15 protein-coding genes and 3 pseudogenes are annotated in these 18,037 nt (G+C 73.2%); 13 read left to right on the top strand and 5 right to left on the bottom strand.

Annotated features, from left to right (window positions below; translation table 11 throughout):
- Nucleotides 1–111 precede the first annotated feature (111 nt).
- Nucleotides 112–804, top strand: a complete 693-nt coding sequence (locus ACWD4B_RS27685; RefSeq protein WP_451423310.1) for a ribonuclease H family protein — start codon at nt 112–114, stop codon at nt 802–804.
- A gap of 109 nt (nt 805–913) precedes the next feature.
- Nucleotides 914–1,534: pseudogene (locus tag ACWD4B_RS27690) on the top strand (alpha/beta fold hydrolase); the annotation flags it as partial.
- Between the two features lie 48 nt (nt 1,535–1,582).
- Here the strand turns inward: ACWD4B_RS27690 and ACWD4B_RS27695 are convergent.
- Nucleotides 1,583–2,578, bottom strand: a complete 996-nt coding sequence (locus tag ACWD4B_RS27695) for an ArsR/SmtB family transcription factor (RefSeq protein ID WP_451423311.1) — start codon at nt 2,576–2,578, stop codon at nt 1,583–1,585.
- A gap of 117 nt (nt 2,579–2,695) precedes the next feature.
- On the opposite strand from ACWD4B_RS27695, the gene ACWD4B_RS27700 reads away from it, so the two are divergent.
- The 3 genes from ACWD4B_RS27700 to ACWD4B_RS27710 all read left to right on the top strand — a co-directional run bounded on the left by ACWD4B_RS27700 (nt 2,696) and on the right by ACWD4B_RS27710 (nt 7,780).
- Nucleotides 2,696–3,922: an alpha/beta hydrolase gene (locus tag ACWD4B_RS27700; RefSeq protein WP_451423312.1), complete on the top strand. Its 1,227-nt coding sequence runs from the start codon at nt 2,696–2,698 to the stop codon at nt 3,920–3,922.
- An 88-nt stretch (nt 3,923–4,010) separates the two neighbouring features.
- Nucleotides 4,011–4,940 (top strand): ALF repeat-containing protein, encoded by a 930-nt coding sequence (locus tag ACWD4B_RS27705; protein ID WP_451423313.1) that lies wholly within the window; start codon nt 4,011–4,013, stop codon nt 4,938–4,940.
- A gap of 146 nt (nt 4,941–5,086) precedes the next feature.
- Complete coding sequence (locus ACWD4B_RS27710; RefSeq protein WP_451423314.1) at nt 5,087–7,780, top strand: glycosyl hydrolase; 2,694 nt, start codon at nt 5,087–5,089, stop codon at nt 7,778–7,780.
- Nucleotides 7,781–7,880: 100 nt separating this feature from the next.
- Here the strand turns inward: ACWD4B_RS27710 and ACWD4B_RS27715 are convergent, their stop codons facing one another.
- Nucleotides 7,881–9,215, bottom strand: coding sequence for an alkaline phosphatase family protein (locus tag ACWD4B_RS27715; RefSeq protein ID WP_451423315.1), 1,335 nt, complete (start codon nt 9,213–9,215; stop codon nt 7,881–7,883).
- Between the two features lie 154 nt (nt 9,216–9,369).
- Complete coding sequence (locus tag ACWD4B_RS27720; protein ID WP_451423331.1) at nt 9,370–9,912, bottom strand: GNAT family N-acetyltransferase; 543 nt, start codon at nt 9,910–9,912, stop codon at nt 9,370–9,372.
- Between the two features lie 108 nt (nt 9,913–10,020).
- Between ACWD4B_RS27720 and ACWD4B_RS27725 the strand changes: the two genes are divergently transcribed.
- The 8 genes and pseudogenes from ACWD4B_RS27725 (at nt 10,021) to ACWD4B_RS27760 (ending at nt 15,740) form a co-directional block, all read left to right on the top strand.
- Complete coding sequence (locus ACWD4B_RS27725; RefSeq protein WP_451423316.1) at nt 10,021–10,467, top strand: polyketide synthase dehydratase domain-containing protein; 447 nt, start codon at nt 10,021–10,023, stop codon at nt 10,465–10,467.
- 223 nt (nt 10,468–10,690) lie between these two features.
- A pseudogene (locus ACWD4B_RS27730) lies at nt 10,691–10,771 on the top strand (hypothetical protein); the annotation flags it as partial.
- 89 nt (nt 10,772–10,860) lie between these two features.
- Nucleotides 10,861–10,995 (top strand): annotated as a pseudogene (locus ACWD4B_RS27735) (hypothetical protein); the annotation flags it as partial.
- A gap of 24 nt (nt 10,996–11,019) precedes the next feature.
- On the top strand, nt 11,020–11,385 hold the full coding sequence (locus ACWD4B_RS27740; RefSeq protein ID WP_451423332.1) for a KR domain-containing protein: 366 nt from the start codon (nt 11,020–11,022) through the stop codon (nt 11,383–11,385).
- On the top strand, nt 11,358–11,873 hold the full coding sequence (locus ACWD4B_RS27745; RefSeq protein ID WP_451423317.1) for an acyl carrier protein: 516 nt from the start codon (nt 11,358–11,360) through the stop codon (nt 11,871–11,873). Before ACWD4B_RS27740 ends, ACWD4B_RS27745 begins: the two co-directional genes overlap by 28 nt.
- Nucleotides 11,874–11,963: 90 nt before the next feature.
- Nucleotides 11,964–13,241, top strand: coding sequence for a globin domain-containing protein (locus ACWD4B_RS27750; RefSeq protein ID WP_451423318.1), 1,278 nt, complete (start codon nt 11,964–11,966; stop codon nt 13,239–13,241).
- Complete coding sequence (locus tag ACWD4B_RS27755; protein ID WP_451423319.1) at nt 13,238–14,461, top strand: protoporphyrinogen/coproporphyrinogen oxidase; 1,224 nt, start codon at nt 13,238–13,240, stop codon at nt 14,459–14,461. The genes ACWD4B_RS27750 and ACWD4B_RS27755 overlap by 4 nt, the downstream gene beginning before the upstream one ends.
- A 163-nt stretch (nt 14,462–14,624) precedes the next feature.
- Complete coding sequence (locus ACWD4B_RS27760; protein WP_390775247.1) at nt 14,625–15,740, top strand: alpha/beta hydrolase; 1,116 nt, start codon at nt 14,625–14,627, stop codon at nt 15,738–15,740.
- Nucleotides 15,741–15,775: 35 nt separating this feature from the next.
- Here ACWD4B_RS27760 and ACWD4B_RS27765 read toward each other — a convergent pair whose 3' ends face one another.
- Nucleotides 15,776–16,912 carry a site-2 protease family protein gene (locus ACWD4B_RS27765; protein WP_451423320.1) on the bottom strand — a complete coding sequence of 379 codons (1,137 nt, stop codon included), beginning with the start codon at nt 16,910–16,912 and terminating at the stop codon, nt 15,776–15,778.
- Nucleotides 16,913–17,001: 89 nt separating this feature from the next.
- The gene (locus ACWD4B_RS27770; protein ID WP_451423321.1) at nt 17,002–17,901 is read right to left on the bottom strand and encodes a universal stress protein; all 900 of its coding nucleotides are present in this window, start codon (nt 17,899–17,901) and stop codon (nt 17,002–17,004) included.
- Between the last annotated feature and the right edge of the window lie 136 nt (nt 17,902–18,037).

Below are 18,037 nucleotides of genomic sequence, written 5' to 3' on the forward strand. Positions count from 1 at the left end.
CGGTGGGCTGCACGTCGCCGAGGTGGTCGAGCAGGACGTCCGCCTGCGCCGATTCCAGGCGGTGCCGCCGCCCTTGCGCTGCGCCGCCGCAACCAATGGCATGATCGAGGGATGTCTGAACACATCATCGCCGCCTGCGACGGGGCCTCGAAGGGCAACCCGGGACCCGCGGCCTGGGCCTGGGTCGTCGCCGACGCGGCGGGCGCTCCCCAGCGATGGGAGGCCGGCCCCCTGGGCAGGGCCACCAACAACGTCGCGGAGCTGACGGCTCTGGAACGGTTGCTGGAGGCCACCGACCCGGCCGTGCCCCTCCAGGTGCGCATGGACTCGCAGTACGCGATGAACGCGGTGACCAAGTGGCTCCCGGGGTGGAAGCGGAAGGGCTGGAAGACCGCTTCCGGCTCCCCGGTCGCCAACCGCGAGCTCGTCGTCCGTATCGACGCCCTGCTGACCGGTCGCACGGTCGACTTCGTCTACGTGCCGGCACACCAGGTGAACGGCGATCCACTGAACGCCATCGCGGACAAGGCCGCCAGCGACGCCGCGGTGGCCCAGGAGCCCGCGGGCACGTCCCACGGGCACGGCGCGCTGCCGGTACCGGCCCAGCCCGCTCCGTCGGAGGCCCGGCGCTCCTCCGGCGCACCGGCCAAGCGGACCGCGTCGAAGGCGAAGGCCGGCCGCCCTGCCGGGACGATCAAGGCGAAGTTCGCGGGCCGGTGCCCGTGCGGACAGTCGTACGCGGTCGGGGAATCGATCTCCAAGGGGCCCAAGGGCTGGGGCCACCCGCTCTGCGCCGCCGCCTGACCGACCGGCCCCGGCCGTTCGGCTGCGGGTGAACACGGGACCGACGGTTCGGCCCGGCGGGTAGCTTCGGCGCGTGGACGATCACTCTTCCGTCGAGCAGGCTTCCGTCGTGGCCGGAGGTATCCGCCTGGCCTACCGCGTCTCCGGCCCGCCGGGCGCTCCGCCGCTCGTCCTCCTGCACGCCCTGGGGGAGGGCGCGGCGGACTGGGGCGGTGTGGCGCCCGCCTTCGCCCGCGACCGGCGCGTGTACGCGCTCGATCTGCGCGGTCACGGCCGCAGCGACTGGCCGGGCGCCTATGCGCTGCCGCTGATGCGGGACGACGTCATCGGTTTCCTGGACGCCCTCGCGCTGGAGCGCGTGGATGTCGTCGCCCACTCGATGGGCGGGCTCGTGGCCTGTCTCGTCGCGGCGAAGTGCCCGGAGCGGGTGCGGCGGCTGGTCCTGGAGGACGTTGCCGCTCCGCTTCCCCGTGAGCGGAGCATCCCGGTCAGGCCGGAGGGGGAGCTGGCCTTCGACTGGGACATGGTGCTCACCGTCCGGCGCCAGATCGACGAGCCCGATCCGCGCTGGCTCGCGGACCTGGGCAGGATCTCCGCGCGTACCCTCGTCCTGGGCGGCGGCCCGCGAAGTCACCTTCCGCAGGAGCGCGTTGCCGAGCTGGCCCACCGCATTCCGGATGCGCGGTGCGTGACCGTCCCTGTGGGGCACCTGATCCACGCAGCGGCACCGGAGCAATTCACCGCGCAGGTCCGGGAGTTCCTGCGCGGCCCGGAAGCGTCAGCGTTCGCCTCGTCGCTGTCGCCGGAGCAGCAGACTCCCCAGGGCGGTGCGCCGGTGCAGCACGGCCCGTCCTGCGCGGACGGTCGTGATCAGGCCCGCGCCGCGCAGTGCGGCCGCGTGGGCTGAGCAGGTGGCGTTGCTGACTCCCAGCCGCCGGGCGAGCCCGCTGGTGGTGTGTTCCTCCGCGAGCAGGAGCAGCATCGCGAAGCGGGTCCGTCCCAGCACGCCCGCCAGCGCCTCGTCCGTCCCGCCGGTCCCGTCCGGCGCGAGCGGCAGGCCCGGACCGGCGGGGTAGGTCACCGCGGGCGGACGGCCGGGCGGATCGGCGACGAGGGGCCGGCCGGTCCAGTGGAACGTGGGCAGGAGCAGCAGACCACGGCCGTCCAGCCGGATGTCCCGCCGGACGGGCCCCTCCAACCCCTCCACCCCCTCGAACTCCCAGACGTTCCCGAGCAGTCGGGAGCCGGGGACGAGCGCGGCGAGTCCGGTGCCGATGCCGTGCTCGGCGACGGTCAGCGCATGACGCGCGAACTCCGCCCGGTGCAGGTCCTGTACGAGGCACCACACGGGACGCACCACGGTCTCGAACGCCGCGTGCTGGGCGCGGAGCAGCGGCTGCCACGCACCGGCATCCCCCCGGTGCAGATCGCGGACCCACGCCGGGGCGGGCGCCGCGTGCCCGGTGCGGATCCGCTCGAGTTCGGAGCGCACCAGATCCGGGTCCGTGGTCCGGACGGTGTGCAGGCCCTCCTCCAGGCTGTCGTCGAACACGTCGAGGAAGCAGGGGGCTTGGGCCCCCGGGACCAGGTCGGCCAGCGGCAGAGCCGAGTCGGGCAGGGAGTGCAGCAACCGCCGTCGCCAGCGGCCGAAGAGCAGCTCGTCGTGCCGGTGGACCAGCATCATCAGAGCCGTGTTCAACTCCTGCAGCGGGGCCGGGCGCGGCGCGAACCGGACCTGCGCGAAGTCGGCGGCCGTGAAGTGGATCCGGATCACTGGTCTCCTCGGCGCGCAGCGCCAGCATTTCGGTCAGGGCCTCAACGATCGCCCGTTCTCCCCGGCCCGGACCAGGATGCAGATCACACCGACGGACCGGAACAGGGGAGAAGGCTCATGGTGAACGGAGAATCAGACATCGGCATCGGCATCGGCCGACGGACGGTCGCCAAGTCGGCCGTGGCGGCAGCCGCGTTGCTGCTCGCGGGCGGCGGGGGAGGCGGCATCGCACAGGCACGCACCGCGGACGGCATCACCCTGCGGCTGCCCGCGCCGACGGGCCCGCACCGGATCGGGGTCGCCACGCTGTACCTCGTCGACCGCTCGCGACGTGATCCGTGGGACGGGACGATCCCCGTCCGGGAAGTGATGGCCACGGTGTTCTACCCGGCCCGCACCGTCGCCGGCCGCCCGGTCGCACCGCAGATGACCGCGGGCGCCGCGAAGCGGTTCCGGCAGATCGACGTCCTCGTGCACCACTTGCCGCCGACGGGCGTGAACTGGGCGGCCACCACGACCCACGCCCACAGGGGCGCGCCCGCGCAGCCCGTCCGCAGGCCGGTGCTGCTGTACAGCCCCGGCGGCGGCGACCCGCGCACCCTGGGCACCACGGTCGCCGAGGAACTGGCGAGCCACGGCCATGTCGTGGTGACCATCGACCACCCCGGCGACGCCAGTGAGGTCGAGTTGCCCGAGGGCATCCGCGAGACCGTGTTCCGCGGGGACCCCCGCACGGACCCGCAGCTCTTCCGCACCGCGATCGGCACCCGCATCGCGGACCTCCGGTTCGTCCTGGACCGGCTGGAAACCCTGGCGGCAGGGCGGAACCCGGACGCGCTGGGACGCGCACTCCCTGCCGACCTCGGCCGCGCGCTGGACCTCCGGCGCGTGGGCGTCTACGGCCACTCGGCAGGCGGCACGGCGGTGGCGGAGGCGATGTACGAGGACCGGCGCATCGGCGCGGCCGTGAACCTGGAGGGCTACCTGGACCAGGCGCCGCAGCGGCCCGGCGAACCGGGAGAACTGTTCCCGGTCGCCCGGCACGGTACGGACCGCCCGTTGCTCCTGCTGGGAACCGAAGGCTTCCAACACCGCCGGGAGTTGGAGCGCTCCTGGACGGCCGTCCTCGCCCGCTCGGGAGGACGGGTCCGACGGGCGCAGCTCGACGGTGCCGCGCATTGGGTGTTCGCCGACTACGCCGCCATGGCACCCCAGTTGCAGGCTGCGGGACTCATGACCGCGGAAGCCCGCCGTGACCTGGTCGGTGCGCTCGACCCGGTCGTGTCCGTACCCGCGGTGCGCAATGCCGTCCGCTCGTTTTTCGCCCGGCATCTCCGGAGATAAGGGGGCTTTGGTCAAGGGATTCCCAAAAATGACATAAGCTGTCGTTGGGTATTTACAAGATCATTATCCGGACAAGTAGGTGTACTGCGTGAAGCTGACCCGTCTTTCGGCCGCCGTTGCGGCCGCTGCGATAGCGCCGGCCGTTCTTTTCGCTTCCCCGGCGTCCGCCGCCGACGGTGCACAGCCGCCCGCCAACTCGGCTCCCGACAAGGCGTCGGAGACCAAGTCGGAGACCAAGGACGGCGAGGCCTCGAAGTCGGCGGCGAAGCAGGACGAGGACAACAGGTTCGCGATCCTGCGGATGCTCGACGGCAAGGCCGGCCGCGGTCTTGAGAGGGAGGCGAACAAGGCGCTCAACGGCACCGCGGAGGACCGGCGCCACTTCCTCGAAGTCGGCCAGTACAAGGCGCGCTTGGAGGACGACCGGGTCCGGGTTGCGCAGATCATGAGCCGGGGCGGCTACGCCGTGCAGCAGGCCGGCAGCAAGGCCCTCGACGGTGATGCCGACGCCATCAAGGAGTTCCTGGAGAAGGGCCAGTACGCGGCGCAGCGCGAAGACGACGAGGTACGCGTCAGCCAGATCATCAACGACGGCGGCCCGGCGGTGAAGGAAGCCGGGAAGAAGGCGCTGCGCGGCACCTACGAGGACGTCAAGTACTTCCTGGAGACGGGCCAGTACGAGGCCCGCAAGAAGGACGAGGCGGCCGCGGAAGCCGCCAAGAACAAGCCTGTCGAGGACAAGAAGGGCGACGCCGAGAAGCCGTCCACCGGGGACGGGCACCAGAAGGACGGCGGCCACGACGCCGCCAAGCCGGCCCAGGACAGCGGCAAGTCCTCCGCGAAGGCCGCCTCCGCCAAGGATGCCCCGGCCACCGCCTCCGCCAAGGGCGGCGAGATGGCGAGCACCGGCGCGGACGCCTCCGTCCCGTGGGCCCTCGGCGGCGGAGCCGCCGCCGTTGCCGCAGGTGCCGGCATGGTCGTCCTCGCACGCCGCCGCCGCGCCGCCGAGCAGGGCTGAACACCCGGGCGGGGCCGGGCCGCTGAGTACCGGCGGCCCGGCCCCGAACCCGATGCTGCGGCCACCTTCCCTGACTGACGTGGCCACGCCAGAATCTCCCTCCGCGGCCGGGCCGCATCCCGCGGCCGCCGCAGGGAGGGACAGGCATGACGCCTCATCGGTACCGACGGCATCGACGGAGATACGCGGCCTGCGTCGTCCTCAGCGCAGCGTTCGCGCTGATCGGCACGCAGTCCCACGCAGCAACCGACCCCCAGCACAGACCCAGACCCTGGCAGGCACGCCACCAGGCCGACATCGGCCGGCAGCACAGCCACCTCGTCCGCTCCGGGCACAGGACGGCCGCACTGACCCCGGGGGCCGACTCCCCCGGGAAGGACGGCGGTTCCGACGAGGCCGAGAACTCGGCCGAGGCCTCCGCCCAGTTCACCGAGGCGCGCACCGCCCCCGGTGCGGTGGCGCCCGGCGCCTACGGAGCCGCCTGGCGGCAGCTGCAGTCCATGCCCCGCAGCGACGGCGACTGGTCGCACGTCACCCGGCGCCCCTACGACTCCGACGACCCCCGCTACCGCGACATCAACTCCAACTCCAGCGGCGGCGCCGGCTACGTCACCGGCCGGATCACCGGCATCGCCGCCGACGACCAGGGTTACGTCTACGCGGGCGGCGCCAACGGCGGCGTCTTCCGCTCCCGCACGGGCGGCGGCCACTGGCAGCCCATCGCCGATGGCCTGCCCTCCCTCTCCACGGGCACGCTCGCCCTCGACCACTCCGGGCGCCTCTGGTACGCCACCGGCGAATCCAACACCGGAGCAACCTCCTTCGTCGGCACCGGCGTCTACGTCCTCGCCGATCCCCGGCACGGCACCTTCCGGCCCGGTGGCAGGGTCGGCGGACCGGAGTTGGAGAGCACCGTCATCCACGCCCTGCGCTTCGCCGGCGGCACCGTGTGGGCGGCCACCAGCCGCGGCGTGTGGTCGCACTCCGCCACGGACCTCTCCGGACCGTGGACGCCGGAGTTCGCCCCCAACCCCGCCTACCTGCCGGGTGGTTCACTCGCCTCCGACCCCGCCGCCCCCTACAAGAACATCGCCAACGACATCGCGGTCGACCCCAAGGACCCGTCCAAGGTCGTCCTCGCGGTCGGCTGGCGCGGCGGCGACACCTACAACGGCCTCTACAGCAAGCAGAACGGGACCTGGCAGCGGCTCTCCTCCCTCGGCGACCTGCCCTCCGGCAGCGCCGACGTCGGCAACGTGACCTTCGCGGCCGCCGCCGACGGCTCCCGCCTCTACGCCGTCGACCAGTCCCCGGCGCAGATGAACAGCAACCCGGACAGCGGTCTGAAGGGCGTCTACGTCTCCAAGTCCGGCTCGCCCGCCGGGCCGTGGACCCAGATCGCCGACTACCCGAAGCTCAAGGCGTCCGGCTCGGCCCTGCAGGGCGCCGGCTACATGCCCGGCATCCAGTCCTGGTACAACCAGTTCCTCCAGGTGGACCCGGCGAACCCCGACCACGTCTACCTCGGCCTGGAAGAGGTCTTCGAGACGAAGAACGGCGGCACGAGCTGGATTACCCCCGGCCCGTACTGGAACTTCACCTTCCCGTGCTGGAGCGTCGACCCCGCCAAGCGCACCGGCGACTGCTTCCCGACCACCCACTCCGACCAGCACGCCGTGGCCATCGGCAGTCACCACGGCAGGACCTGGGTCTACGTGGGCAACGACGGCGGCATCTACCGCCGCCCGCTCAACGGCGCCGTCGACTCCGGCGGCCACGCCAAGGACTGGCAGTCCCTGGCCGACGGCACCATCGACACCCTCCAGTACTACTCGGTCGGCATCGGCAGGGACCGCACCTACGGCGGCGTCTCGGTCACCGGCGGCCTGCAGGACAACGGCCAGTCGATGCTGCGCGGCCGCGACAGGGTCATGGGCTCCAACTTCGGCGGCGACGGCGCCGACACCATCACCGATCCCGCGAACGGCTGCAACATCGCCCAGGAATACGTGTACCTCGACATGTGGGTCACCCAGGACTGCGGCGTGAACAACGGTGCCTGGAGCACCGACCCCGCGAAGGCGACCGAGTACGAAGTGGCGCCGCCGGACAAGGACCTCGGCGGTGCCGGGGCCCGCTTCATCGCACCGATCGCCGCCGACGCCAAGAACACCGGCACCTGGATCGCGGGCGGCCGGCACGTGTGGGTGCAGAACAAGGGCTTCGCGATCCGCAGCGGCGCGGAGTGGAAGAACGTCTTCGACCTGGGCGACGGCCACGTGGCCACCGCCGTCGCGGCCTCGGGCGGCCGGGTCCACGTCGCCTGGTGCGGCCCGTGCAACAACCAGGGCTTCACCCGCGGCATCGCGGTCGGCAACGCCGACGGCACCGGCTGGCACCAGCTCGCCCTGCCGGTGAACGGCACGGTCCCGAACCGCTACCTCTCCGCGTTCGAGACCGACCCCGCCGACCCGCAGCACGTGTTCCTGGCCGTCAACGGGTTCTCCCGCGCCTGGACCGAGGGCCCCGGCGCCGGCGTCGGCCACGTCTTCGAGTCGCGGAACGGCGGCGCCGACTGGACCGACATCTCGGCGAACCTGCCGGACGTCCCGGCCGACTCGGTCCGGCTGCTGCCCGACGGCGGGCTGGCCCTCGGCACCGACCTGGCCGTCTTCCACCGTGCGCCCGGTTCCGGGCAGTGGGAGGTGCTGGGCGGCGCGCTGCCGACCACGGCCGCGCTGCAGGTGCGGCTCGGCCCGGACGGGCGGCTCTACGCGGCCACGCACGGGCGCGGCATCTGGTCGTTCGACGTACGGAGCCTGGAGGGGCGCCGGGACTGACGGCCTGACGTCACGGGGCCGGCGGCTCGTACGCCGGCCCCCTTTCCGTCGGTCGTCGGACGGGCGGAACTCAGACAGGCGGAACTCAGACGGGCGGAACTCAGACAGGCGGGATGAGGTTCCGCGCGACGAGGTCCTCGTGCACCTCGTCGAGGTGCGAGACCTCGCCCGCGGCCGGGTTGACGCCGACCGACGTGGGGACGATGACACCGGCGAGCGGATCGTCGTCCCGCGGCTGACCGAGCGTCAGGACGTCCCCGAAGCCGGGGGCCGCCTTGTCGCGGGCGGTCAGCGGCGGCAGGTTCCAGCGCTGCTGGACCGTCTTCAGCAGCGAGGTGTGGTCCAGCGGCACACTGCCGTCGGGCACCCGGAAGACCGTGCCGGGCGCGATGAGCGGGGACACCAGCACCGTCGGCACGCGCACCCCGAACCGCGTGAAGTCGAAACCGAACTCGCCCACCGCGTCGTCGGGCGGCGTCGCACCGGCGGGCGGGGGCACGTGGTCGTAGCAGCCGCCGTGCTCGTCGTAGGTGACCACCAGCAGGGTCTTGGCCCACCCCGGGCCGCTGCGCAGCGCCTGGTAGACGTCGTGGATGAGCTGCTCGCCCAACGCCACGTCGTAGTTGGGGTGTTGGCTGTTCCCGGTGGAGGCCCAGGCCGGCTCCAGGAAGGTGAACCCGGGCAGCGTGCCGTTGGCGGCGGCGTTCTTGAAGTCCATGAACTGGCCGAAGTGCCGCGCGTCGACGTTCGCCATGTCCGGGAAGTTGCCCCGGGTGAGCGGCTGGGCGTGGTAGCCGTAGATCGCCCAGTCGATCTTGTGGGCGTCCAGCAGGCCGAAGATGCTGGGGCTGGTGAAGGTGTGCGTGTGGTCGTCCATGTGGCCCTGGCTGGTGCCGGCGCAGGCGAAGGCCCGGTTGGGCAGCGTCTCCGTGGGCACCGAGCTGTACCAGTGGTCGCACACCGCGAAGCCGCGGGCCAGGCCGGACAGCACCGGCAGCCCCTCCGGGGTGAAGCAGCCCATGATGTCGTCCGGGGTGGTGCCCGCGTAGACGGGCTGCTTCTGCTGGATGCGCTGCTGGATGGTCGCGGCGAAGTCGGCGACGAAGCCGTCGTTGGTGGGGACGGGGGCCGGCGTGGCGGGGGTCTGGGTGCCGAACAGCTGGTTGTTGGTCGGCCGGTAGCCCTCGCCGGGGTTGGCGCCCGGCATGAAGTACGCACCCGGTTTCGTGGTGTCGATCCGGAAGACGGAGACCTTGCTGCCGTTCCCGTCCGGGTTCGTCTCCGTGCCCGTCAGGCCCTCGAAGGGCTGGCCGGACGGGGAGCGGTTGCCCTGGTCCGTATAGAGGAACCCCAGCATGTGGTCGAAGGACCGGTTCTCCAGCATGAGGACCACGAAGTGATCGATCTGGCCCAGAAGGTTCGCGTTCGACGTCATCTGTTTCGACGGCACTGTCGCCTCCGGCAGGCGCGGGCGGACTGGATTGCGGGGCGGCCTCCCGTCCCACCGTAGGACAGGGTGCCACGCGGCGCCCGGCGGCGGTGTCGGCCATGCCGGGGAATCACACGCCGCGGTCACCGGCGCCGCACGGTCATGCGCCGCCCGGTGCCCGCCGGTCCGACGCCAGCAGGCCGAACAGCATGTCGTCCGTCCACTCGCCCTTGATCCAGGTGGCCCGGCGGCGGACCCCCTCCTGAGTGAAGCCGAGCCGCTGCAACAGCCTCGCCGAGCGGGCGTTGCGTGCGTCGCACTCGGCGGAGACCCGGTGCAGGCCCCGCCGCTCGAACAGGTCGGCCAGCACCGCACGCACCGCCTCGGCCGCATAGCCGTGCCCCTGCCGCTCCGTGGCGAGGGTGAAACCGATCTCCGCCTGCATCAGGTTCTCGTGCAGGCAGACGCCGACGTCCCCCACCAGGCAGCCCTCCGCGGCGAGTTCGACCGCGTACTGGAACCAGCCCGGCCGGTCCGGGGACCCCTCGGCGAACCCGTGCACCGCCCGGAGCGCCGCGTCGTACGGCACGGGCGCCGTCCAGCCCTGGTAGCGGGCGACCAGCGGATCGGACCGGTACGCGGCGAGCGCCGCCGCGTCCTCGGGGCGGAAGCGGCGCAGGACGAGGCGGGGTGTCTCCAGCATCACCTCGCGATCGTCCCAGGCGGCTCGCCCTCCGCCTGCGGCGGGGGGCTCCCGGGACGGCCGGGGCCGCGGGACCGGGGCCGTGCCGAGAGGCGCAGGCCCTCGGCGGTGATCGTGCCGCTGGTGGAGAGGGCCTGCGCCTACCGGCACGACGGGGCGCTCCAGGCGGGGCTTCCGCTCATGGCCGACGCCCTGAAGCGACAACTCGCCTGTCTGTCCAGCGCCCTCGACGTGGTCCGCATCTGGCAGACACCCTCTGCCGAGGGGCTGTTCCACCTGCGCGAGCGCGGCCGTACGCGCACGGAGGTCTGCTGGGACATCACCGTCACCGTTGCCGATGGCACCGTCATGGCCGAGGTGGAAGGGTGCCGGCTCCGGCGTTTCGCGGGCCTGCGGGGGACGCCGCTGACCCGCCGCACCACCGTCATGTGCGCACAGCCGCGCCCGGACGTCCCCGCGGCCCGTCCCCCGCTGCCCGCACCGTCCGCCGTGCTGGTGGCGGCTGGCGGCGCGAACGGCATCGGTGCAGGACGTTGTACAACGGGTCGCACGTGACCACCCCGCCTACGCAACGGAGATCGCCCTGGGGGCGTACTGCGGACATCACCGAGGCCGTCACCCTGCCGGTGGTCCTCCTCACCGTCCACTACGCCCTCGGGCACCTGGCCCGATTGACGGCCGACGAGACCGTCCTCGTACACGGCGGTGCCGGCGGGGTCGGTCTCGCCGCGCTGCAGTTCGCCCGGCGGCGGGCCGCTCCCCGGACTTCGCGGAACGGATGCGGGAGATCACGGCGGGCCGTGGGGTCGACGCCGTGCTCAACTCCCTGGCGGGCGAGGCCGTCGAGCGCGGGCTGGAGGCGCTGCGCCCCGGCGGCCGCTTCGTCGAGCTGGGCAAGCGGGACATCCCGAGGACAAACCGCTGCGTCTGCGCCCGTTCGCCCGGAACATCGCCTTCTTCGGCGTCGGCCTCAGTGAGCTCCTCCAGGACCCCGAGCCGGCCCGGCGGCAGTTCGCCGAGGTCGTCGCCCTGGTCCGGTGCGGCCGCTACCGGCCGCTGCTGCACACCGTCCACCCGGCCGCGCGGGTCACCGAGGCGTTCCGCCTCATGCAGCACTCGCGGCACGTGGGCAAGGTCGTGGTGGCCTTCGACCCGCTGGACGAGCCGCTGATGGTCGAACGCACCCTGCGCGCCCCGGAGTTCGACCCCGGTGGCACGTATCTGGTGACGGGCGGCCTCGGCGGGTTCGGTGCGGCCACGGCCCGCCGACTCGGTGCGCGGGGAGCCCGCCGGCTCGCCCTCGTCGGCCGCCGCGGATCGGTATCCCCCGAAGCCGCGGGCCTCGTCGAGGAGGCCGAGACGGACGGCCGTCCGCTGCGCGGCGTCGTCCACTCCGCGATGCACCTGGACGATGCCCTCCTGATGCGGCTCTCGGACGAACGGTCATGCCCCACGAGCCGTTCGAGGCCCTGAAGGAGTCCTTCACCGCGCAGCCGGACGTGGCCGGATGCGGCCGCTACAACTGGGCGGCGCTGTGCGGCCTCCTGGAGTGCGTGGCGGTGCCCCGCTTCGCCGGACTCGTCCCCGCCCTGGACGCCACGGCGGCCCCGTCCCGGCAGGACATCCTCCGCAAGCTCTCCGGAACGTCGCCCGAACAGGCGGAACAGTTCATCGCCGACTCGCTCGCCCGGAAACTCGCCGAGGTCGCACAGCTGCCGCTGGAGCAGGTCGATCACCGGCGCCGTATCGACACCTACGGCGTGGACTCCCTCATGGCCGCCGAAGTGTTCACCTCGCTCCGGCAGCAGTACGACATCGACATCCCGCCGATGGAACTGCTCCGCAGCGAGGGCACCATCACCGACATCGCGCGCATCATCCGCCTGCGCCTGGGCCTGGGCACCACGGACGAGGTCACGCCCGGCGCCCTGGAGGTAGGGCCGAAAGGCCCTGGAGAATAGGGCCGCTTGGGCACATATGCCCGATGTCATACTGGCGCGCGCCGTCCACGGAACGGACGGCAGGACCCGCCTCCCTACAGGAGTCTCCCCGTGCCACGCGACACCGTCACCCCCGAGTACCACGCCCTGCTCGCCCGGCACGATGCAATGCGGCTGCGCCGACAGATGCTGACCCCCGACCGGTCCCCGGCCGCGCGGACCGCCCGCGAGCTGGAGCCGAGCTACGACGGTGCGGCCGACCAGAGGGTGATCGCACAGTCCCTCGAACTCGTCACCTCCCTCGACGACTTGATCGCGCGCCTCTACGACGCGCTGTTCGGGCAATGGCCCTATCTGCGCTCCCTCTTCCCCGAGTCGATGGACTTCCAGAAGCGCCATCTCGTGCAGATCTTCCGCTACCTGATCGACCGTCTGCACCGACCGGACGAAGTGGCGGCGCAGTTCACCCGCCTCGGCCGCGACCACCGCAAACTCGGCGTACGGCCCGCCCACTACCAGGCCTTCGAGGCCGCCCTGTGCGAGGCGCTGCGCGGCACGGCCGGAGCACAGTGGACCGACGCCATGGAAGAGGCCTGGCTGCGCATGCTGCGCTTCGCCGTGGCGGCCATGAACCGGGGAGCCGAGGAGGCCCTCCGTGAACCCCCCTCCTGGCACGCCACGGTGACCCGCCGCGAGCTGCGCGGCCCCGGCCTGGCCGTGCTGCGCGTCAGCCCCCACGAGCCGTACCCGTACCGGGCGGGCCAGTTCGCGGCCGTGGCCTCGCCGCTGCTGCCGCAGGCCTGGCGGCAGTACTCCCTCGCCTGTGCGCCCCGGACGGACGGCGAGCTGGAGTTCCACGTGCGGCAGGCCGGCCCCGGCGGGGTCAGCGAGGCACTGGTGGCGGGGACCCGCGTCGGGGACACCCTGCGGCTGGGGCCCGCGAGCGGGACGACGACGCTGGACGCCGCACCGGCGTGCGATCTGCTGCTGGTGGCGGACGACACCGGCTGGGCCCCGGCCAAGGCCCTGCTGGAGGAACTGGCCGCGCACCGGAGCGGCCACCGCATGGTGCACCTCTTCCTGGGCGCCCGCCACGCCGCCGAGCGGTACGACGCCGCGGCGGTGGCCGCCCTGGCGCAGCGGCTGCCCTGGCTGCGCGTGGTCCACGTGACCACCGGGGAGCAGACGCTGGCGGAGGCCGTGGCCCGGCACGGCGACTGGACCCGGCACCTCGCCTTCGTCAGCGGCCCGCCCGCCGCCGTCGGCGCCGTCGCGACCCGGCTCGCCGCACTGGGGCTGCCCGCCGAGCACATCCGGCACGACCCCTTGCCCGGCATGCCGGCCCTCACCGGGCGCCGCGCTGAGGCTCTCGAAGGAGCAGGCTCATGAGCGGCCCCGCCGCCGCGGGCCACGTCATCGTCATCGGCGGCGGGATGGCGGGCCTCGCAGCCGCCCACCGCCTCGGCGCGACGGGCCGGCGCGTCACCGTGCTCGAATCCACCGCCCGGCTGGGCGGCAAGCTGCACACGGGCGACATCGCGGGCGTCCCGGTCGACTTCGGCACGGAGGGGCTGCCCGCCCGGCGCCCGGAGGCGGTCGACCTGGCACGGGCCGTCGGACTGGGCGACCGGCTGCGGTTCCCGGCCGTCACCCCGGTCGCCCTGTGGTCCGGCGACGCCCTGCGCCCGCTGCCCCGGGGGCACGGGACGGGCACGCCCGGCGATCCGGCCGCCCTGGCGGACGCCCTGTCCCCGGCCGGCGCCCTCCGCACCGTCCGGCGCCGTCCGCCCGTCGCCGCGCCGGCGTCCGCCGGTCCCGCCGTCATGGGCCTCGACGGCGGGGCGGGAGCCCTCGCGGACGCGGTCGCCGGCGCCGTCCGCGCCGCGGGCGGCCAGGTCTTCCTGTGCACCCCCGCACTCGCGCTGACCCGCACCGCCGACGGCTGGGAGGTGCGCACCGCCGCCCGGACCCTCGTCTGCGACGCCGTCGTCATCGCGGCGCCCGCCTGGACGGCGTCCACCCTGGTCGCCGCCGCGGCCCCGGCCGCGGCGGCCGAGCTGTGCGAGATCGGGTACGTGTCGACGGCCGTGGTGACGATGGCGTTCCGGCGCCGCGAGGTGGCCGGGCTGGCCGCGCTCGGCGACTGGTCCGGCTTCCTCGTCCCGCCCGCGGCCGGCCGCCCGGGAGGGGCGCCCGGCACGGCGTCCATCAAGGCCTCCATCAAGGCCTCCACCTTCATGACCGCGAAGTGGGGCTGGGTCGCCGGGCGCGCCCCGGACCTCTTCGTCCTGCGCACCTCCCTCGGCCGGTACGGGCAGGAGGAGAGCCTGTACCTGGACGACGACGACCTCGTCGGCGCCTCCCTGCACGACCTGCGGGCGGCGACGGGACTCGCCGCCCGCCCGGTGGCAGCGCAGGTCACCCGCTGGATCGGCGGCCTGCCGCGCTACCCCGTCGGCCACCGCGCCCGGGTCGCCCGGATCCGCGAGGCGCTCGGCGGCCTGCCGGGCCTGGAGATCTGCGGGGCGGCCTACGACGGGGTCGGCGTCGCCGACTGCGTGGCGAGCGGGCGGCGCGCGGCGGACGGGATCACGGGACCGGAAAACTGAACAACACAGGCCCCAGCCGTTTCAGCCAGGCGCGTTTGTGATGGTTTCGTATCAAAGACCTGCCGAACGACGTGATCATGCAACCCTTGGCCCTGGCTCTCCGTCCGACAGGACGGAACTGACCTTCTTGTCCCTTTGGGGCAGTACCAGCCGGAGCAGCAACATGACGAACCCACCCGCCGGGATGTACGAGTCCACCGGACGGCGCCGCGCGTCGCGCGCCCGAGGCTGGATCATCGGGGCGGCGTCCGTGGCCACGCTCGGGCTGATCGCCTGGCCCGTGATGAGCCACTACCAGATCCCGCCCTTCTCCGACAAGGGTGACCCCGTCAGCTACGGCCAGGCCGGGGGCGCCAACGACGGCAAGGGCGGGAACGCCAAGCCGGTCGACTCCAAGACGCTGATGCCCACGGGCCCCGACGCCCACTTCAAGAACGCGAAGACCCTGAGCGACGGCTCCCAGGTCAGCGTCGTGACCCTGGACGGCCCGAAGTCCGGGTTCAAGGGCAAGGTGTGGGTCTGGGCGCCCAAGGAGTACACGTCGGACCCGAAGTTCAAGGAGAGCGGCTTCCCTGTGATGATCGCCCTCCCCGGCGGTCCCGGCAACGACAGCAACTACTGGGCGCTGGGCGAGTTCGGCAAGGACAAGCTCTCGCTCGAGAAAAGCATCTCCAAGTGGTACCAGGAGGGCAAGAGCAAGCCGTTCCTGCTCGCCATGCCGATCCTCAACCCCGGCCCGGACGACAAGGGCATCTACTGGGACGCCAGCGACATCCCCGGCCAGGAGAAGATGGGCACCTGGCTGACCGAGGACGTCCCCGACCTGATGAAGGCCAACTTCCGCACGATCAAGGACCGTGCGGGCTGGGCCTACATGGGCTCCTCCACCGGCGGTTTCGCGAGCCTGAAGTCCGTGCTCAAGCACCCGGACAAGTTCAAGGCCGCCGTCGCCAACGGTCCGGACATCGTGCCCGACTCCCCGCTGTGGCGCGGCCACGAGAAGGAGAAGCAGGAGAACAACCCCGAGGTGCTGGCCAAGCAGCTGGCCGCCACCAAGGGACCGGACGTCTACATCGCCTTCCAGTACGGCACGAAGGAGAACAAGACGATGATCAAGGGCGTCAAGGACTTCATGAGCACCTACGGCAAGGGCCCGGTCCACACCAAGCTCTGGGAGATACCGGGCGGCACCCACAACGGCGCCACCTACCTGTCCAACATGGAGGCTCCCATGCAGTGGATCAGTGAGCAGCTGGAAGGTCCGACGCCCTCCTCCTGACCCGGCAGGTCCGTTCCGGCGCCCGCCGCCGGCCGTCAGATCCGCAGGCCACCGCCCGGGTCCGGCAGCCGGCGGCGGGCCATCCGCATCACGTCGTCACTGGTGACGGTCCCGACCAGGCGCCCGTCCTCCAGGACGAGGATCACCAGATGCGCGGCCGGGGCCACCCGGCCCAGCACCTCCACGAGCTCCTCCTGCGGAGCGGCCACCGTGCACTGCGCCAGCGGAACGGCCAGGTCGCGGACGCGCAGCTCCGACCGCCGCGAGCCGGGGACCAGCAGGAGCCGGTTCCGCTCGACGACACCGCTCGGGCGCCCGTCGAAGTCGACCACCGGAACCGCCGGGCGCTGTGTTCTCGTCATGACCGTCGTGAGGAAGTCCTCCACGGTGCGCCAGTCGGGCCCCGTGACCGGGGGCCCCGTCATGGCGTCGCCGACCCGCACCCCCTCCAGCGCCGCGAGGATCATGGCCTGCCGCATCTCGGCCGTGGCCGAGACGGCCACGAAGCCGCCCACGAGCATCAGCCACAGCCCCGAGCCCAGGCCCCGGGTGAGCGCGATCCAGCCCGCGGCGATCATCACGAAGCCGGCCACCTGACCGCTCCGGCCGGCCACGCGCTGCGCCCGCGGCCGGTCCCCGCCCCGCCACCAGACGGCCGACAACAGGATCCGCCCGCCGTCCAGCGGGGCGGCCGGCACCAGGTTGAACAGCCCCAGCAGCAGATTCGCCCCGCCCGCCCAGACCAGCACGGCCGACACCAGCGTCCAGTGCAGGACGTGCCCGGCCCCGTAACCGCCCGCCAGGGCCAGCCCGCCCAGCACCAGACTGGTCACCGGCCCGGCCGCCGCCACCAGGAACTGGACGCGCGGGGTCGCGGCCTGACCCAGACGGGTGACCCCGCCCAGCCCCCAGACCGTGATGTCCTCGACCCGGATCCCCGCCCGGCGCGCGGTCACCGCGTGCGCCGCCTCGTGCAGCAGCAGGCTCACCGTCAGCAGGACCGCCCCCGCCAGCCCGGCCGTGTTGTAGACGGCGGCGGAACGCCCCGGCACCCACGCCGGCAGGGTCCCGCCGGCCAGCCCGAAGCCGAGGAAGAGGATCAGCACGGGCGCGCTCCAGTGGATCCGCAGCGGCACGCCGAGGAGCTTGCCCAGTGGTACGGAACCGCCCATGTGCCTGGCCCCCTCGCCCTGACCTCCGGCTTCCATCATCCGCCCGCACCCCCGCCCCGCACAGGGGAGGCGGGGGCGCGCCCCGGCCCTCAGGACGAGCGCGCACCCGCGTGCGGGACCGCGATGACCGGACACCGCGCGTGACGCAGCACGCCCTGGCTCACCGAACCCAGCAGCATCCCGGTGAAACCCCCGTGCCCCCGCGTCCCCACCACCAGCCCCAGCGCCTTCTCCGACGCCTCGGCCAGCACCTCGACCGGATGCCCGCGGACGACGGCGTGCTGCAGTTCCACGCCCGGCCGGGCCGCGGCCGGTTCCGCCGTCGCCCCGGCGAGGACGGCCCGGCCCTCCTGCTCCGCGGCCTGCTCGTCCCGGATCCCGGCCTCCTCCGGGCGCCACCAGGCGTACACGGCCCGCAGCGCGGCCCCGTGCAGCGCGGCCTCCTCGAAGGCGAAGGCGACGGCCGCCGCGGACTGCGGGCTGCCGTCCACGCCCACCACGAAGTACGGCGGCTCCGCGGCGGTGTGCTCCCGTTCCGGGACGACGATGACGGGGCAGGGGCTGTGCGCGATGACGGGCAGGGCGACGGAGGCGGAGGAGAACACCTCCTGCACCCGGCTCAGGTGCGAGGAACCCAGCACGACGGCCGACGCGTCCCGCGCCTGCTCGCGCAGCACCCAGGCGGGGTCGCCCTCCGCGAGCAGCCCGGACACCTCCGCCTCGGGGCGCCGCCCCTCGGCGAAGGCCACCGCCTCCCCGAGCACCCGGTCCCCGGCCTCGTGCAGCGCCTGGTTCCACTGCTCCCACGACGGCCGTACGTCCGTCTTCCGGTAGCCACCGGTCGGGGTCCCCTGGGCGTGGACGAGCAGCAGCGGCACGCGGCGGCGGGCCGCTTCGTCGACGGCCCAGGCCGGGGCCGCCCGCCGCGCGGTGTCCGGGGCGACACCGGCCACGACCGGGCCGCATCGTCGGCCTTGCGCTCCTGCCATCGCCGCCTCCCGGAGGATCCTCGCGTCCCCCTGCCTCCCAGGCTGCCGCCGCCCGCAGCCGGGCACCACTCAGGCCGGGGCCGGACCGCCGCCGGAACCCTTGACCGGGGTCCCGGTGCGGCCCATCCTTCTTCTT

This window comes from Streptomyces sp. NPDC002536, from assembly GCF_053594995.1.

What these genes read in the sequence shown, in the direction of transcription:
- ACWD4B_RS27700 (WP_451423312.1), top strand. Translation starts at nt 2,696, where the DNA reads ATGGTGAACGGAGAATCAGACATCGGCATCGGCATCGGCCGACGGACG.
- ACWD4B_RS27685 (WP_451423310.1), top strand. Translation starts at nt 112, where the DNA reads ATGTCTGAACACATCATCGCCGCCTGCGACGGGGCCTCGAAGGGCAAC.
- ACWD4B_RS27760 (WP_390775247.1), top strand. Translation starts at nt 14,625, where the DNA reads ATGACGAACCCACCCGCCGGGATGTACGAGTCCACCGGACGGCGCCGC.
- ACWD4B_RS27770 (WP_451423321.1), bottom strand. Translation starts at nt 17,901, where the DNA reads ATGGCAGGAGCGCAAGGCCGACGATGCGGCCCGGTCGTGGCCGGTGTC.
- ACWD4B_RS27755 (WP_451423319.1), top strand. Translation starts at nt 13,238, where the DNA reads ATGAGCGGCCCCGCCGCCGCGGGCCACGTCATCGTCATCGGCGGCGGG.
- ACWD4B_RS27765 (WP_451423320.1), bottom strand. Translation starts at nt 16,912, where the DNA reads ATGGGCGGTTCCGTACCACTGGGCAAGCTCCTCGGCGTGCCGCTGCGG.
- ACWD4B_RS27720 (WP_451423331.1), bottom strand. Translation starts at nt 9,912, where the DNA reads ATGCTGGAGACACCCCGCCTCGTCCTGCGCCGCTTCCGCCCCGAGGAC.
- ACWD4B_RS27745 (WP_451423317.1), top strand. Translation starts at nt 11,358, where the DNA reads ATGCCCCACGAGCCGTTCGAGGCCCTGAAGGAGTCCTTCACCGCGCAG.
- ACWD4B_RS27740 (WP_451423332.1), top strand. Translation starts at nt 11,020, where the DNA reads ATGCAGCACTCGCGGCACGTGGGCAAGGTCGTGGTGGCCTTCGACCCG.
- ACWD4B_RS27710 (WP_451423314.1), top strand. Translation starts at nt 5,087, where the DNA reads ATGACGCCTCATCGGTACCGACGGCATCGACGGAGATACGCGGCCTGC.
- ACWD4B_RS27715 (WP_451423315.1), bottom strand. Translation starts at nt 9,215, where the DNA reads ATGACGTCGAACGCGAACCTTCTGGGCCAGATCGATCACTTCGTGGTC.